Genomic DNA, 13,619 nt, shown 5'->3' with positions numbered 1-13,619 from the left:
ACCCGGCAGCTCTCGAGCTGCCGCCCACCGAGCCCATCGACATCACGGCGCTGATCAGCAGCGCGCTGGCCGAATCCGGGCGCGGCTGAATGTTCGAGATCACCGCCATCACGGTCTCGAGGACGCCACCCACCCTCGGCGCGATCACCAAGTACTACTTCCAGGGCCGCTCGGGCGAGCCGAGCCAGTGGGTGGTGAAGGCCGACGCCGTCACCTACGTGCGAGCGAACCCGGGCTTCGTGTACGTGAGCGGCGGCGGTGCGACGGCGGAAGTGGAGGTCGTCGAGGCGGACCCGCCCTATCTCCGCACCGCGGGGGACGGAACGCCGAGCGACGACCTGCTGTCGCTCCCCGTCTCTTAGTGGCGGCCGTGGACATCGCCGAGCGCCGTCGGATCGTCGACCCGGTCACGCAGCAGGAGATCCTCGTGCCTGCCGGGATCTCGGATGAGCGTGCGATCGAACACGCGCGCCGGGAGCGCGAGGGCGAGCTGCATCGACTCCGTTTCTTCGTCGACTGGGGGCACCGCTATCCACTCTGGGAGAGCTTCACCGACAAGTACGCGATGGAGCCGGTCGATTACGGGGTCTCGCCTGAACTGGAACGCAGGCTGGGCGAGTGGGTGCTCTTCTGGACAGCGCACTTCGAGCCGGCGGAGGGGTGGGACGATCCCGACAGCCGGGCCCAGTGGCTGGCCGTCGGCGACGACCTGGTGCGAGAACTCGAACTCGAGGTCTACGACATCGCAGTGGTCCTGCCGGAGTTCCGCTGATGTCCAGAAGGGCTCAGCTCACGGAACCGGTGACGTCGGTGAGATCGTCCGTCGCGCTCACGCGTCCAGGCCGATGAACCGGCGGAACGCCTCCACTCCGGTGACCTCGATCGGCTCGCCGCGCACGAGTTCGTCCGGGGTCAGCCGCAGGCGCTGGTTGACGGCAGGCTCCCCGCGGCGGGCAAGGCGCGCGGTTCCGTCGGGGCGGTAGCCGACCTTTCTGCTGACCGCGAGGGATGCCGGGTTGTCGGTGAACGCACCCGACGTGATCTCTTCGGCGTCGAGGTGGTCGAACAGGAAGGCACAGATCGCCTGTCGCGCCCTCGTCCCGATGCCTCGGCCGTGGAACCGGCGGCCCAGCCACGAGCCGGTCTCGCCGGTGCGGGTGACGAGGTAGTCGCGCGTGCTCACTCCCTGCGATCCGACGATCGTTCCTTCGAACTCGACGGCGAACTCCAGCGTCCACGACTCCGGGGACCACCGTGAGCGCGTGCCCCAGTGGTACTGCGCGAACTGCGTGGGCAGCTGGTCGGCCGGTGCGTCGGTCCACGGGAAATAGAAGGGCATGAGCGCCGGGTCGTGCACGCCGGCCAGCACGACCTCGATGAGGGCGGGGACGACGTCGTCGGCGATCGGGCGGAGCACCAGCGGCCCGGCCTCGATCCGGAGCCCGAAGGGCGGGAAGGCGGTGGTCAGGTCCATGCGGTTCAGTCTGTCGTACGTCGCACCCGCGAGATCATCCTCCCGAACGACGCCCAGCGCTCCGGGGAGGAGTTGAATGGAGGCATGTCGGGCATCCTCTTTCCGGTGCTGCAGGGCGCGGGCAGCGTGGCGCTCTCCCTCGTCGCCTTCGCACTCGCCTTCACCTGGCCGTCCCTCACGCAGCCGATCCTGCGGCTTCGGACCGACGGCGGCCGCGCGCTCGGGTTCGCCGGGCTGGTCGTCGTCCTCGCGCTCGCCGCAGGACTCCTCTATGCGACGCCCGGTGTGCTCCTGCGCGACTCGCTGAGCGTCCTGCTCTCCACGCCCGTCGTCCTGTTGTGGCTGATCGGGGTCGTCGCCCTCGTCGTGCGCGGACTGCTCCAGCACGGCGCGGCGCGCGCGATCTCGTTCGCCTTCGCCGTCGCCAGCGCCTCCGGGGTCATCGCGGGCCTGGTGTCCGCCGCGCTGACCCAGCACGGGAGGCCCGACACGGTCACCCCGACCGGGGCCTTCCTGCTCGCGCTCGCCGCCCTGGCCGCTTTCGTCTTCTGGGCTCGCGCAGAGGAGCCCGAGCCGCGTCCCTCGGTCGGCTGACCCTCAGCCCGCAGAGGCGGGCTCTGACGTGGCCGGTAGCGGTCGTCCCCCGCGCCAGCGGCGCGACACCCACACCACGCCGTAGCCGGCGGCCAGGATGACGACCGCGATCAGCACGACGTAGAAGGCCACCGACAGGTACCCGTTCGGACTGGTCGCCGGGTTCAGGAACGGATACGGATACCAGGGCTGCCTGCCCGACACGGGGTCGGCCGCGATCGGGGCGCGCAGCAGCGTGTACACCGCCCAGACGATCGGGAACGCGGCGATGCCCCAGACGGTCCGCAGCCGCAGCGGCGTCCGCCCGGGCGCGAACAGCCAGTCGATCAGCAGGTAGGCGGGCGCGATGACGTGCAGCACCTCGTTCGACCAGGGCACCGTCGCACCCTGCGGGAGCGGGATGTTTCGCAGCAGCAGGTTGTAGACCACACCGGTCGTGACCAGGTAGGTGACCGCGGCCGCACGGAGCGCCGTGAACCAGTTCGGGTCGTCGCCGCTGCGCACGACGAGCAGCACCGCCCCGATGGCCAGCACGACGAGGCCGAGCACGTTCGAGTCGATCGTGAAGAAGCTGAAGAAGTTCACCAGCAACCCGGCGACGCTCCCGCCGCCCGCGCCAGTCGTCTGGATGCTGCGCGCCAGCTGCGCGACGACGGCGGCGACCATGAGCACGACGACGAGGGCCCGAACGACCGCGAAGGCGATCCGCATGACGCGATCGTAGCCACGGGAGGGCCCAACGATGCGGCGAACGCGCAGGAACGCGACGACTAGACTGGACGCCGAATCCCGTATTTGAAAGAGGGCCCACGTGGCTACCGCCGTCCCCGCCCAGCGTCCGAGCCTCCACGCGCACAACCGGTACTGGGTCGTCCCCGCCGTCCGCGCCGTGCTGGCGCTCGCCGCCGCCGCCGTCATCACGTTCACCCGGGATGCGCACACACCGGCCTTCGGCCTCGTCGTGTTCGGCGTCTTCGCGGTGCTCGACGGGCTCGTGACCGGGATCCTGAGCGGAATCCTCGCCGGCCGTCGCATCACGCGCACGCTGTTCGCGGTGCAGGGCGGCATCGGCGTCCTCGCCGGCGTCCTCGCGCTCGCGCTGTCCGGCGCGGGTCTCGGCCTCTACCTCTACCTCGTCACGGTGTGGGCGGCGCTGACCGGCATGCTCGAGCTCTACAACGGCGTCCGGGAGCGCGGTCGGGATGCGGCCGCGCGCGACTGGCTGATCACCGGCGCGATCACGGCCGTGCTCGCCCTCGCCCTGCTCTTCTCCCCCGCCGACGCCGTCCTGGTGATCGGCCTGTTCGGCGCGTGGGCGGTGATCGTCGGCGTGTTCCAGGCGATCGGCGCGGCCACGCTGCGGAGCGCGGCGCACGGGCACACCGGCGGTCCGCACGGAGCGGAGCGCGCATCGTGACCTCCCGCGACAGGAAAGACCCCCGAGTGACCCAGAACCTCCAGCCCAGCCGGCGCGACCGGTTCCTCCCCGTCGAGCTTCTCGCCATCTCGGGCGGCCTCGCGGTGTTCGTCGGGCTGATCGTGCTCGTCGCGACCCGCGAGTTCATCCTCGCCGCGGTCGGTCTCGGCGTCACGTTCATCGTCGCCGTCGTGCTTCTCGCCCTCTTCGCCCTGGCGTTCAAGCCGACGGAGGCCGAGGTGGAGGACATCCACGAGCAGGACGCGGAGGCGCGGGCCAAGGCCGCGCGCGACCGTGCCGAAGGGGACGACCGGCCGCGCGGTCACTGAGCGGCCGGCTCTGCCATTCAGAGGTAGTCGACGAGCTCAGACGCCAGGCCGATGTAGCCGGCGGGCGTGAGCGCGAGCAGGCGGTTCTTCGCCGCCTGGCCGATCTCGAGGCCGTTCACGAACTCCGTCAGGGCCGCGTGATCGACGCGCTTGCCGCGGGTCAGCTCCTTGAGCAGCGCGTACGGGTCGGAGATGGTCGACCGGCCGGCGGTCACCTCTGCGCGGATCACCGTCTGGATCGCCTCCGCGAGCACCTCCCAATTGGCGTCGAGGTCGTCCGCGAGCGTCTGCCGGTCGATGGCGATCTGGCCGAGACCGCGCTGGATGTTGTCCAGCGCCAGCAACGAATGCCCGAGACCCACGCCGATGTTGCGCTGCGTGGTCGAGTCGGTGAGGTCGCGCTGCAGCCGGCTGGTCACGAGCGTTGCGGCGAGCGAGTCGAGCACCGCGCTCGACAGCTCCAGGTTGGCCTCCGCGTTCTCGAAGCGGATCGGGTTCACCTTGTGCGGCATGGTCGACGAGCCGGTCGCCCCGGGCTCCGGGACCTGGCGGAAGTAACCGAGGGAGATGTACGTCCAAATGTCGGTGCACAGGTTGTGCAGGATGCGGTTGGCGTGCGAGATGCGCGAGTACAGCTCGGCCTGCCAGTCGTGCGACTCGATCTGCGTGGTCAGCGGGTTCCAGTCGAGGCCGAGGCTCTCCACGAACTCGCGCGAGATGCGGGGCCAGTCGGCGTCGGGGTCGGCCACGAGGTGCGCCGCGAAGGTGCCGGTCGCGCCGCTGAACTTGCCCAGGTGGACGCCGCCCTCGATCTGCTCGCGCACCCGCTCCAGGCGGTGCACGAACACGGCGAGCTCCTTGCCCATGGTGGTCGGGGTCGCCGGCTGGCCGTGGGTGCGGGCGAGCATCGCGTCGGCGCGGTACTGCTTGGCCTGGGCGCGCAGCTCGGCGATGACCGCGCGGAAGGCCGGCAGCCACGACTCGCGTACCGCGGCGCTGACGGTCAGCGCGTAGGAGAGGTTGTTGATGTCCTCGCTCGTGGCCGCGAAGTGGGTCAGCTCGGCGATCTGGTCGAGTCCGAGCGCGTGCAGCCGCTCGCGCACCAGGTACTCGACCGCTTTGACGTCGTGCTTGGTGGTGGCCTCGAGCTCGGCGAGCCGGTCGATCTCCGGCTGGCCGAAGTCGTCCGCCAGGGCCCTGAGCGCCTGCTTCTGCTCGGCGGTGAGCGGCGACGAGCCGAACATCCTGTGCTCGGTCAGGTAGATCAGCCACTCGACCTCGACCTGCACGCGCGCACGGTTCAGACCGGCCTCGGAGAGGTGGTCGCCGAGCCCGACGACGGCGGAGCGGTAGCGGCCGTCGAGCGGGCTGAGCGGCTGGGGAGGCAGGGCGGTCATGGTGCTCCTCGCGGGATCGTGCAGCGGGTACCCCACCATTCTCCCGCACCGGCGCGGGCGCCGTTGACGTCAGCCGCGGCGGGCGGGCCGGAAGATCAGCCCGAGCAGCCAGGCGATGATACCGAGCACGAGCGCGCCGAGCACGCCCGCCCAGAACCCGTCGATGTGCAGGCCGAAGCCGATGGCGTCGCTGATCCAGGACACGATGAACAGCAGGAAGGCGTTGACGAGCAGGGAGATGAGGCCCAGCGTCAGGATGTAGAGCGGGATCGCGACGATCCGGATGACAGTGCCGATGACGGCGTTCACCACGCCGAAGATCAGGGCGATGAGCAGGTACGTCAGCACTGCTGCGACGGTCCCGGACGCGTACGGGTGCACGGTGACGCCGCTGACGATCAGCGTCGTGAGCCAGAGGGCGAGGGCGTTGATGATCAGTCTGAGCAGGAATCGCATGGCCTCATCCTCCCAGGGCTTCGCGGCCGGGACCAGGGGCGCAATGGAGTGGGGCGCATGACGGCGTTATCCACAGGGTCCACGGAATTCCCCTGCCGGAATGCGGGCGCGGCTAAGTTGGGTCTGTGAGTTCCGAAGACACGCTCGGCGTCAAGCTGCGCCCCGAGATCGTCGCCGTCCCCGCCTACCGGCAGGGGCGCCCGGCGCCGGCGGACGGCTTCAAGCTGTCCAGCAACGAGAACCCCTATCCGCCCCTCCCCTCTGTGGTGGAGGCGGTCGCAGCGACGCTCGGCGACCTCAACCGCTACCCGAACGCGGGCGGAGCCGACCTGCGCGAGCGCCTGGCCGAGCGGCACGGCGTCACCGTCGGCGAGGTCCACCTCGGCAGCGGGTCGGTCGCCCTGCTGTCGCAGTTCATCTCGGCGGCGGCCGGTACAGGCGACGAGGTCGTGTACCCCTGGCGGTCCTTCGAGGCCTACCCAGGCCTGGTCACCGTCGCTGGTGCCACCAGCGTCCAGGTGCCCAACCGGCCCGATGGCAGCCACGACCTGGAGGCGATGGCCGACGCGATCACCGAGCGCACGCGGGTCGTCGTGGTCTGCACGCCCAACAACCCCACCGGCACGATCGTCACCGCGGGCGACTTCGAGGCGTTCATGGCACGGGTGCCGTCCGACCTCCTCGTGCTGCTCGACGAGGCCTACTACGAGTTCGTGACCGACGACGAGGCGGTCGACGGCATCCCGCTGCTCTCGCGCTACCCCAACCTGGTCGTGCTGCGCACGTTCTCCAAGGCGTACGGCCTTGCCGCTCTCCGCATCGGGTACGCCGTCGGCCCGCAGGCGGTGCTCGACGCCGCCCGTTCGGCCGCCGTGCCGCTCTCGGTCACCGATGCCGCGCGCGTCGCCGCTCTCGCCTCGATCGAGGCCGAGGAGGAGCTGATGGAGCGCGTCGCGCGCATCGCGATGGTGCGCGACCGGCTCCGGGATGCGCTGCTCGAGCAGGGCTGGGCGGTGCCGGAGGCGCAGGGCAACTTCGTCTGGCTGGCCACGGGCGAGCAGACGGCGGAGGCCAACGACGCGTTCTTCGACGCCGGGCTCACCGTGCGGGCGTTCCCGCCGGAGGGTATCCGGATCAGTGTCGGCGAGGAGGAATCTGTGGAGAAACTCCTGCAGGTCACGGGTGATCTTGTGCGGAACCTACCAAATGGCCACCCGGGCAAGCGGTTAGGTTAGTACGGTGGTTGCGACGAACGATATCCCGCGCCCGGCGAACACCGTCCAGCTGCTGACGGCCGACGGCCGGTTCCAGCCGAGCGAGACCTCCGCCGAGTACCTCCCCTATCTGGAGAGGCTCGACGAGAACGACTACCGACGCTTCTACCGCGACATGGTGCGCGTGCGCGCCCTCGATCACGAGGCGGCCAACCTGCAGCGCCAGGGCCAGCTCGGCCTGTGGGTGCCGAGTGTCGGCCAGGAGGGCGCCCAGGTCGGATCGGCCCACGCGGCGAAGCCGCAGGACCACCTGTTCCCGTCGTACCGCGAGCACGTCGTCGGCATGGTGCGGGGCATCGACCCCATCGGCATCATCGGGCTGCTGCGCGGCACCACGCACGGCGGCTGGGATCCGACCGACCCCGCCGTCGGCAACTTCCACCTGTACACGCTCGTGATCGGCTCGCAGACGCTGCACGCGACCGGCTACGCGCTGGGCATGAAGCTCGACGGCAAGGTCGGAACGGGCGACCCCACGGTCGACGAGGCGGCGATCGTCTACTTCGGCGACGGGGCGACCAGCCAGGGCGACGTCAATGAGGCCTACGTCTTCGCGGCGAGCTACCAGACTCCGCAGGTCTTCTTCCTGCAGAACAACCACTGGGCCATCTCCGTGCCGGTGTCGACGCAGTCGCGCACTCCTCTCTATCTGCGCTCCAGCGGCTTCGGGATCCCGGGCGTGCAGATCGACGGCAACGACGTCCTCGCCGCCTACGCAGTGACGGCGAAGCACCTCGACGACGCCCGTAACGGCGAGGGCCCGAGCATGATCGAGGCCCTGACGTACCGGATGGGCGCCCACACCTCCAGCGACGACCCGAGCAAGTACCGCACGGACGAGGAGCTCGCCTACTGGGCTGAGCGCGACCCCATCGTGCGCTTCCGCACGTTCCTGGAGCAGCAGGGCGTCGGCCAGGCGTTCTTCGACAGCGCGGACGAGGAGGCGACCGACCTGGCCGCCGATATCCGCCGGCGCACCCTCGAGCTGACGTCACCGTCCGTCGCCTCGATGTTCGACCACGTCTACAGTGAGCCGCATCCCGTGACGGAGGAGCAGCGACGCTGGCTCGAAGGCTACGAGGCGTCGTTCGGAGGTGAAGCATGAGCGATGTGAGAAGCGAGGCCGAGTACGTGGAGGCCGAACTGGTCGACGGGCGCCCCGAGGAGGGGGGCACCGCCGCAGGCGATGCGTCGTTCGACAGCGCATCCCTCGACACCCAGGCGATCGACGTCGTCGAGATCGTCGAGAGCGACCCCGGGTCGCGCGTGCTCGAGGAGCACGTCGCGGAGCAGGAGTGGACGCGCGAGTTCGTGATCGAGGACGAGACTGCTGAGCTCCCCGCGGCGAACGCCGACGGCGAGGCGGCGGCCGCGACCGCGCACCAGGACGCCCAGTCGGCGGCAGAGGTCGGCGAGGAGGCGGCCGCGGCGGAGCACGTCGAGGTCTCCGACGCTCGGGAGCAGCAGGCTCCTGCCGCACCGGAGCCGCGCATCCAGTCGCTGCCGATGGTCAAGGCGCTGAACGCCGGCCTCCGGCGGGCGCTCGCCGAGGACGACCGCGTGCTCATCATGGGCGAGGATGTCGGCCCGCTCGGCGGTGTCTTCCGCGTCACCGAGGGCTTGCAGAAGGAGTTCGGCCCGCAGCGCGTGCTCGACACCCCGCTGGCCGAGGCCGGCATCATCGGCTCGGCGATCGGCCTGGCCATGCGCGGCTACCGGCCGGTGGTCGAGATCCAGTTCAACGGCTTCGTCTTCCCGGGCTTCGACCAGATCACGACGCAGCTCGCCAAGATGACCAACCGGCACAGTGGCCGCATGCGCTTCCCGGTCGTCATCCGCATTCCGCACGGCGGCCACATCGGCGCGGTCGAGCACCACCAGGAGGCCCCGGAGGCGTACTTCGCCCACACCGCCGGCCTTCGCGTGGTCGCGCCGTCGACGCCGCACGACGCGTACTGGATGATCCAGGAGGCCATCAAGTCCGACGACCCCGTCGTCTTCTTCGAGCCCATGAGCCGCTACTGGCCGAAGGGCGAGGTCGACCTGGTCGAGAACCCGACGCCGCTGCACGCGAGCCGGGTGGTCCGCACGGGTACCGACGCCACCGTTGTGGCGTGGGCCGGGATGGTCAGCGTCGCGCTGCGCGCCGCAGAGCTCGCGGCGGAGGAGGGGCGCAGCATCGAGGTCGTCGACCTCCGTTCGCTCTCCCCCGTCGACTACGGTCCCGTCGTCGCCTCCGTGCAGAAGACCGGCCGGCTGATCATCGCTCAGGAGGCGCCCGGCAACGTGTCGGTCGGCTCCGAGATCGCCGCGACGGTCACCGAGAAGGCGTTCTACTCGCTGGAGGCGCCCGTGCTGCGCGTCGCCGGCTTCGACGTCCCGTTCCCGCCGGCGAAGCTGGAGGAGCTCTACCTCCCCGACGCCGACCGCATCCTCGAGGCCGTCGACCGGGCGCTGGCGTACTGACGTACCCGGGCCCGCCGACCCAGGCCCCCACTGACAGAGAGAAGTCGCAGATGAGCGAGTCCAAGTTCCTCCTGCCCGACGTGGGCGAGGGCCTGACCGAAGCCGAGATCGTCGCGTGGAAGGTGGCACCGGGCGAGCAGGTCGCCGTCAACCAGGTGATCGTCGAGATCGAGACGGCCAAGTCGCTGGTCGAGCTGCCGTCGCCGTTCGAGGGCACCGTGGGCGAGCTCCTGGTCTCCGAGGGCGAGACGGTCGAGGTCGGCACGCCGATCTTCACCGTCACCGCGGGCGGCGAGGAGCAGGCGACGCCGGCTCCCGAGCCGGAGCCTGCGGAGCAGATCGTCGCGGACGCAGCCGCGACCGTCTCCCACGAGGAGGAGCCGAAGGCGGGCGCCGTGCTCGTCGGGTACGGGTCCGCCGGACACGGGTCCAGCCGACGGCGTCGGGCGACGCACCCGGGGACCGCATCGATTCCCGTGTCGTTCTCGGGCAGCGTCGCGCAGACGTCCACCGCTGCTCCCACCGCCGCGACAGCGCCGGCTGCCGCTCCCGCCCCGGCCGCAGCCTCCGCTCCCGCGGCGCCGATGTCCCGGCCCGCGGGTCCCGTGGTGGCCAAGCCGCCGATCCGCAAGCTGGCGAAGGACCTCGGCGTCGACATCTCGGCGGTCACTCCGACCGGCCCGATCGGCGACGTCACTCGCGACGACGTGCTGCGCGAGGCGACGCAGGTGACGGTCTTCCGCAACCTCCAGACCCCGGAGTGGCCGAACGACCGCGAGGACCGCATCCCGGTCAAGGGAGTGCGCAAGGCCATCGCGAGCGCCATGACCACCAGCGCGTTCAGCGCGCCGCACGTCAGCCTGTTCGTCGACGTGGACGCGACGCGCACCATGGAGTTCGTCAAGCGGCTGAAGAACTCCGCCGACTTCGCGGGCGTCAAGGTCTCGCCGCTGCTCATCATGGCCAAGGCCATGATCTGGGCTGTCCGCCGCAACCCCACCGTCAACTCCACGTGGACGGACGAGGAGATCATCGTCCACCACTTCGTGAACCTCGGCATCGCCGCGGCGACTCCGCGCGGGCTCATCGTCCCCAACGTCAAGGAGGCGCAGGCGATGACGCTGCTCGAGCTCGCGAAGGCGCTCGAGGAGCTGACCCTCACCGCCCGCGACGGGAAGACCCAGCCGGCGGACATGAGCGGTGGGACCATCACGCTCACCAACATCGGCGTCTTCGGTATGGACACGGGCACGCCCATCCTGAACCCCGGCGAGGTCGGGATCGTCGCGCTCGGCACGATCAAGCAGAAGCCGTGGGTGGTCGACGGCGAGGTGCGCCCGCGGTACGTCACGACTCTCGGCGCGTCGTTCGACCACCGCGTGGTGGACGGCGACGTCGCGTCGCGGTTCCTGGCGGATGTCGCATCCATCATCGAGGAGCCGGCGCTGCTCCTCGATTGAATTTGACAATCATTTTCAATAAGACGTAATCTGAGCCGGTGCCTGCGACCGCAGGCACATCCCTTCGTGTCGTTCGCGACTTAGACAGGCTCACCTTGAAGACGCGCTCCCTCGTCTCCGTTCTGGCCATCGCCGCCGCCTCGGTTGTGGCGCTCGCCGGCTGCTCCTCCTCCGCCGGATCCTCCGGGTCCGGCGACGGCACCGTCCGTGTCGTCGCCAGCACCAACGTGTACGGCGACATCGCCGAGAAGATCGGCGGCGACGCCGTCAGTGTCACCTCCCTCATGTCCGACCCTGCGCAGGACCCGCACTCGTTCGAGGCCAGCGCGCAGAATCAGCTGGCCGTGTCCAAGGCCCGCATCGTCGTCGAGAACGGCGGCGGGTACGACGACTTCATGCAGACGCTGCTGAAGGGCGCCAAGAACAGTGACGCGACCGTGCTGAACGTCGTCGACCTGTCCGGTCTGAAGCCGACCGACGGGCAGCTCAACGAGCACGTCTGGTACGACTTCCCGACCGTCCAGAAGTTCGTCGACGCGCTCACCTCCGCTCTGAGCAAGGCCGAGCCCGCCCACAAGGCCGACTTCGAGAAGAACGCCGAAGCGTTCGGCAAGCAGCTCTCCGGCCTCGAGGCCTCCGCGGCGAAGCTCAAGACCGAGCATTCCGGCCAGGGCGTTGCGATCACCGAGCCCGTCCCGCTGTACCTGCTCGACTCCATGGGTCTCGTCAATAAGACGCCCGAGCGTTTCAGCGAGGCGATCGAGCAGGAGAACGACGTCTCCCCGGTCGTCCTGAAGGAGACGCTCGCGATCTTCAGCGGGCACGAAGTCAAGCTGCTCGCGTACAACGAGCAGACCACCGGCGCCGAGACGGAGCGCGTGCTCTCGGCGGCGAAGCAGGCCGGCATCCCCGTGGTCCCGGTCACCGAGACGCTCCCGGCGGGCAAGCACTACATCGACTGGATGCAGGGCAACGTCGACGCGATCGGGAAGGCCCTGTCGAAGTGACCGAACCGCTCGAGCTCGTCACCCCGCCGGAGCGGCGCGAGGTCGTCCTCCGCTTGCGCGAGGCGTCCCTCGGTTTCGGCGACCGCACGCTGTGGAGCGGGCTCGACCTGGACGTCCACGCCGGCGAGTTCGTCGCCGTGCTCGGCCCGAACGGCTCGGGCAAGACCAGCCTGCTGCGCACGATCCTCGGCCAGCAGAGACTGGACGCGGGCGAGATCTCCTTCGAGGGACACCCCGTGCGGCGCGGCGACCGGCGCATCGGCTACATCCCGCAGCAGAAGCTCATCCCGGCGGGCACCCCGATGCGCGCCCGCGACCTCGTCGCGCTCGGCGTAGACGGGCATCGCTGGGGGCTGCCCATCCCCCGCCGCTCCGACCGGGCCCAAGTCGACCGGCTGATCGACGCCGTCGGCGCCCGGCGCTATGCGAACACCCCGGTCGGCTCGCTGTCCGGCGGCGAGCAGCAGCGGCTGCGCGTTGCGCAGGCGCTCGCCGGCGACCCGGCACTGCTGCTGTGCGACGAGCCGCTGCTGTCGCTCGACCTGCAGCACCAGCGAGGGGTCAGCGAACTGATCGACCGCCGCCGGCGCGAGCACGACAGCGCCGTGGTGTTCGTCACGCACGACGTGAACCCGGTGCTCGGGATGGTCGACCGCGTCCTCTACCTCGCCGGCGGCCGGTTCCGTGCGGGGACGCCGGACGAGGTGCTGCGCAGCGACGTGCTGACCGACCTGTACGGCACCCCGGTCGACGTGATCCGCAGCCGCGGACGCATCGTGGTCGTCGGAATCCCGGACGCCGAGACGCACGACCACCACGAGCACAGCCGCGAGGCGCACCCGGAGCCTGCGGCATGATGCACGCGGATCTCTGGCAGCAGCTGTTCGACTTCACGGACTACGGCGAACTCCTCGCGCTCGTGAAGAACTCGATCTTCGCCGGAGCGGTGCTCGGGATCGTCGGCGGACTCATCGGCGTCTTCGTGATGCAGCGCGACATGGCGTTCGCCGTGCACGGCATCAGCGAGCTGTCGTTCGCGGGTGCCGCCATCGCCCTCCTGCTCGGGGTGAACGTGGTCGCCGGCTCGCTCGTCGGCTCGCTGATCGCCGCGGTGCTGATCGGGTTGCTCGGGGCGAAAGCCCGGGACAGGAACTCGATCATCGCGGTGCTGATGCCGTTCGGTCTGGGCCTCGGGATTCTGGCTCTCGCGCTCTACCCCGGCCGCAGCGCGAACAAGTTCGGCCTGCTGACCGGTCAGATCGTCTCGGTCGACGACCCGCAGCTCGGTTCGCTCCTCGTCATCGGCGCGGTCGTGCTCATCGCGCTGCTGCTGATGTGGCGTCCGCTGACCTTCGACAGCCTGGATGCCGACGTCGCCGCCTCGCGCGGCATCCCGACCCGGTTCGTCGCCCTCGCCTTCATGGTGCTGCTCGGCCTCGCCGTGGCGGTGTCGGTGCAGATCGTCGGCGCGCTGCTGGTGCTGTCGCTGCTGGTGACGCCGGCCGCGGCCGCGATGCGCATCTCCTCGTCGCCGCTGGGGGTGCCGCTCATCAGCGTCGGCTTCGCGTTGCTGTCGGTCGTCGGCGGCATCCTGCTCGCGCTGGGGAGCGCGCTGCCGATCAGCCCCTACGTGACCACGATCTCGTTCCTCATCTACGTGGTGTGCCGGATCGTCGGCGGGCGCCGCGCCAGGCGGCGGACCGCGTCCTCGTCTTCTCGGCCACTCGTGAGCCAGGCGGGCTAGC

General features: G+C 70.1%; 16 protein-coding genes. 12 read left to right on the top strand and 4 right to left on the bottom strand.

Annotated features, from left to right (window positions below):
- Window positions 1-89: 89 nt before the first annotated feature.
- Together HNO83_RS08640 and HNO83_RS08635 are read left to right on the top strand one after the other, a co-directional pair.
- The gene (locus tag HNO83_RS08640) at window positions 90-362 is read left to right on the top strand and encodes a DUF3892 domain-containing protein (protein WP_175337127.1); all 273 of its coding nucleotides are present in this window, start codon (window positions 90-92) and stop codon (window positions 360-362) included.
- A gap of 8 nt (window positions 363-370) precedes the next feature.
- The gene (locus tag HNO83_RS08635; protein ID WP_175337126.1) at window positions 371-772 is read left to right on the top strand and encodes an immunity protein CdiI family protein; all 402 of its coding nucleotides are present in this window, start codon (window positions 371-373) and stop codon (window positions 770-772) included.
- A gap of 57 nt (window positions 773-829) precedes the next feature.
- Here HNO83_RS08635 and HNO83_RS08630 read toward each other — a convergent pair whose 3' ends face one another.
- Window positions 830-1,474 carry a GNAT family N-acetyltransferase gene (locus HNO83_RS08630; protein ID WP_175337125.1) on the bottom strand — a complete coding sequence of 215 codons (645 nt, stop codon included), beginning with the start codon at window positions 1,472-1,474 and terminating at the stop codon, window positions 830-832.
- A gap of 84 nt (window positions 1,475-1,558) precedes the next feature.
- On the opposite strand from HNO83_RS08630, the gene HNO83_RS08625 reads away from it, so the two are divergent.
- The gene (locus HNO83_RS08625; protein WP_175337124.1) at window positions 1,559-2,068 is read left to right on the top strand and encodes a hypothetical protein; all 510 of its coding nucleotides are present in this window, start codon (window positions 1,559-1,561) and stop codon (window positions 2,066-2,068) included.
- Window positions 2,069-2,071: 3 nt separating this feature from the next.
- Here the strand turns inward: HNO83_RS08625 and HNO83_RS08620 are convergent, their stop codons facing one another.
- Window positions 2,072-2,779: a Pr6Pr family membrane protein gene (locus tag HNO83_RS08620; protein WP_175337123.1), complete on the bottom strand. Its 708-nt coding sequence runs from the start codon at window positions 2,777-2,779 to the stop codon at window positions 2,072-2,074.
- A 100-nt stretch (window positions 2,780-2,879) separates the two neighbouring features.
- Between HNO83_RS08620 and HNO83_RS08615 the strand changes: the two genes are divergently transcribed.
- Window positions 2,880-3,485 carry an HdeD family acid-resistance protein gene (locus HNO83_RS08615; protein ID WP_175337122.1) on the top strand — a complete coding sequence of 202 codons (606 nt, stop codon included), beginning with the start codon at window positions 2,880-2,882 and terminating at the stop codon, window positions 3,483-3,485.
- A 26-nt stretch (window positions 3,486-3,511) separates the two neighbouring features.
- Window positions 3,512-3,814, top strand: a complete 303-nt coding sequence (locus tag HNO83_RS08610) for a hypothetical protein (RefSeq protein WP_175337121.1) — start codon at window positions 3,512-3,514, stop codon at window positions 3,812-3,814.
- Between the two features lie 17 nt (window positions 3,815-3,831).
- On the opposite strand, the gene purB is transcribed toward HNO83_RS08610, so the two are convergent.
- Both purB and HNO83_RS08600 read right to left on the bottom strand, forming a co-directional pair.
- Window positions 3,832-5,211: an adenylosuccinate lyase gene (gene purB / locus HNO83_RS08605; RefSeq protein ID WP_175337120.1), complete on the bottom strand. Its 1,380-nt coding sequence runs from the start codon at window positions 5,209-5,211 to the stop codon at window positions 3,832-3,834.
- Between the two features lie 69 nt (window positions 5,212-5,280).
- Window positions 5,281-5,667: a phage holin family protein gene (locus HNO83_RS08600; RefSeq protein WP_175337119.1), complete on the bottom strand. Its 387-nt coding sequence runs from the start codon at window positions 5,665-5,667 to the stop codon at window positions 5,281-5,283.
- Between the two features lie 125 nt (window positions 5,668-5,792).
- On the opposite strand from HNO83_RS08600, the gene HNO83_RS08595 reads away from it, so the two are divergent.
- The 7 genes from HNO83_RS08595 to HNO83_RS08565 all read left to right on the top strand — a co-directional run bounded on the left by HNO83_RS08595 (window position 5,793) and on the right by HNO83_RS08565 (window position 13,618).
- The gene (locus HNO83_RS08595; RefSeq protein WP_175337118.1) at window positions 5,793-6,902 is read left to right on the top strand and encodes a pyridoxal phosphate-dependent aminotransferase; all 1,110 of its coding nucleotides are present in this window, start codon (window positions 5,793-5,795) and stop codon (window positions 6,900-6,902) included.
- Between the two features lie 4 nt (window positions 6,903-6,906).
- Entirely contained in the window at window positions 6,907-8,046 is a 1,140-nt protein-coding gene (gene pdhA / locus HNO83_RS08590) for a pyruvate dehydrogenase (acetyl-transferring) E1 component subunit alpha (protein ID WP_175337117.1), read from the top strand.
- Window positions 8,047-8,447: 401 nt separating this feature from the next.
- Window positions 8,448-9,407, top strand: coding sequence for an alpha-ketoacid dehydrogenase subunit beta (locus HNO83_RS08585; protein WP_175337282.1), 960 nt, complete (start codon window positions 8,448-8,450; stop codon window positions 9,405-9,407).
- Window positions 9,408-9,457: 50 nt separating this feature from the next.
- Complete coding sequence (locus tag HNO83_RS08580; protein WP_175337116.1) at window positions 9,458-10,867, top strand: dihydrolipoamide acetyltransferase family protein; 1,410 nt, start codon at window positions 9,458-9,460, stop codon at window positions 10,865-10,867.
- A gap of 95 nt (window positions 10,868-10,962) precedes the next feature.
- Window positions 10,963-11,874, top strand: a complete 912-nt coding sequence (locus tag HNO83_RS08575; RefSeq protein WP_175337115.1) for a metal ABC transporter solute-binding protein, Zn/Mn family — start codon at window positions 10,963-10,965, stop codon at window positions 11,872-11,874.
- Window positions 11,871-12,731, top strand: a complete 861-nt coding sequence (locus HNO83_RS08570; protein ID WP_175337114.1) for a metal ABC transporter ATP-binding protein — start codon at window positions 11,871-11,873, stop codon at window positions 12,729-12,731. The genes HNO83_RS08575 and HNO83_RS08570 overlap by 4 nt, the downstream gene beginning before the upstream one ends.
- A complete protein-coding gene (locus tag HNO83_RS08565; RefSeq protein WP_175337113.1) occupies window positions 12,728-13,618 on the top strand; it encodes a metal ABC transporter permease in 891 nt (296 codons plus the stop codon). Before HNO83_RS08570 ends, HNO83_RS08565 begins: the two co-directional genes overlap by 4 nt.
- Window position 13,619 lies beyond the last annotated feature (1 nt).

Source organism: Leifsonia sp. C5G2, assembly GCF_013359685.1.
Lineage (GTDB): Bacteria > Actinomycetota > Actinomycetes > Actinomycetales > Microbacteriaceae > Leifsonia.
This window is presented reverse-complemented; position numbering and strand designations above follow the sequence as displayed.

What these genes read in the sequence shown, in the direction of transcription:
- HNO83_RS08630 (WP_175337125.1), bottom strand. Translation starts at nt 1,474, where the DNA reads ATGGACCTGACCACCGCCTTCCCGCCCTTCGGGCTCCGGATCGAGGCC.
- HNO83_RS08580 (WP_175337116.1), top strand. Translation starts at nt 9,458, where the DNA reads ATGAGCGAGTCCAAGTTCCTCCTGCCCGACGTGGGCGAGGGCCTGACC.
- HNO83_RS08585 (WP_175337282.1), top strand. Translation starts at nt 8,448, where the DNA reads ATGGTCAAGGCGCTGAACGCCGGCCTCCGGCGGGCGCTCGCCGAGGAC.
- HNO83_RS08640 (WP_175337127.1), top strand. Translation starts at nt 90, where the DNA reads ATGTTCGAGATCACCGCCATCACGGTCTCGAGGACGCCACCCACCCTC.
- HNO83_RS08565 (WP_175337113.1), top strand. Translation starts at nt 12,728, where the DNA reads ATGATGCACGCGGATCTCTGGCAGCAGCTGTTCGACTTCACGGACTAC.
- HNO83_RS08625 (WP_175337124.1), top strand. Translation starts at nt 1,559, where the DNA reads ATGTCGGGCATCCTCTTTCCGGTGCTGCAGGGCGCGGGCAGCGTGGCG.
- HNO83_RS08600 (WP_175337119.1), bottom strand. Translation starts at nt 5,667, where the DNA reads ATGCGATTCCTGCTCAGACTGATCATCAACGCCCTCGCCCTCTGGCTC.
- HNO83_RS08620 (WP_175337123.1), bottom strand. Translation starts at nt 2,779, where the DNA reads ATGCGGATCGCCTTCGCGGTCGTTCGGGCCCTCGTCGTCGTGCTCATG.
- purB (WP_175337120.1), bottom strand. Translation starts at nt 5,211, where the DNA reads ATGACCGCCCTGCCTCCCCAGCCGCTCAGCCCGCTCGACGGCCGCTAC.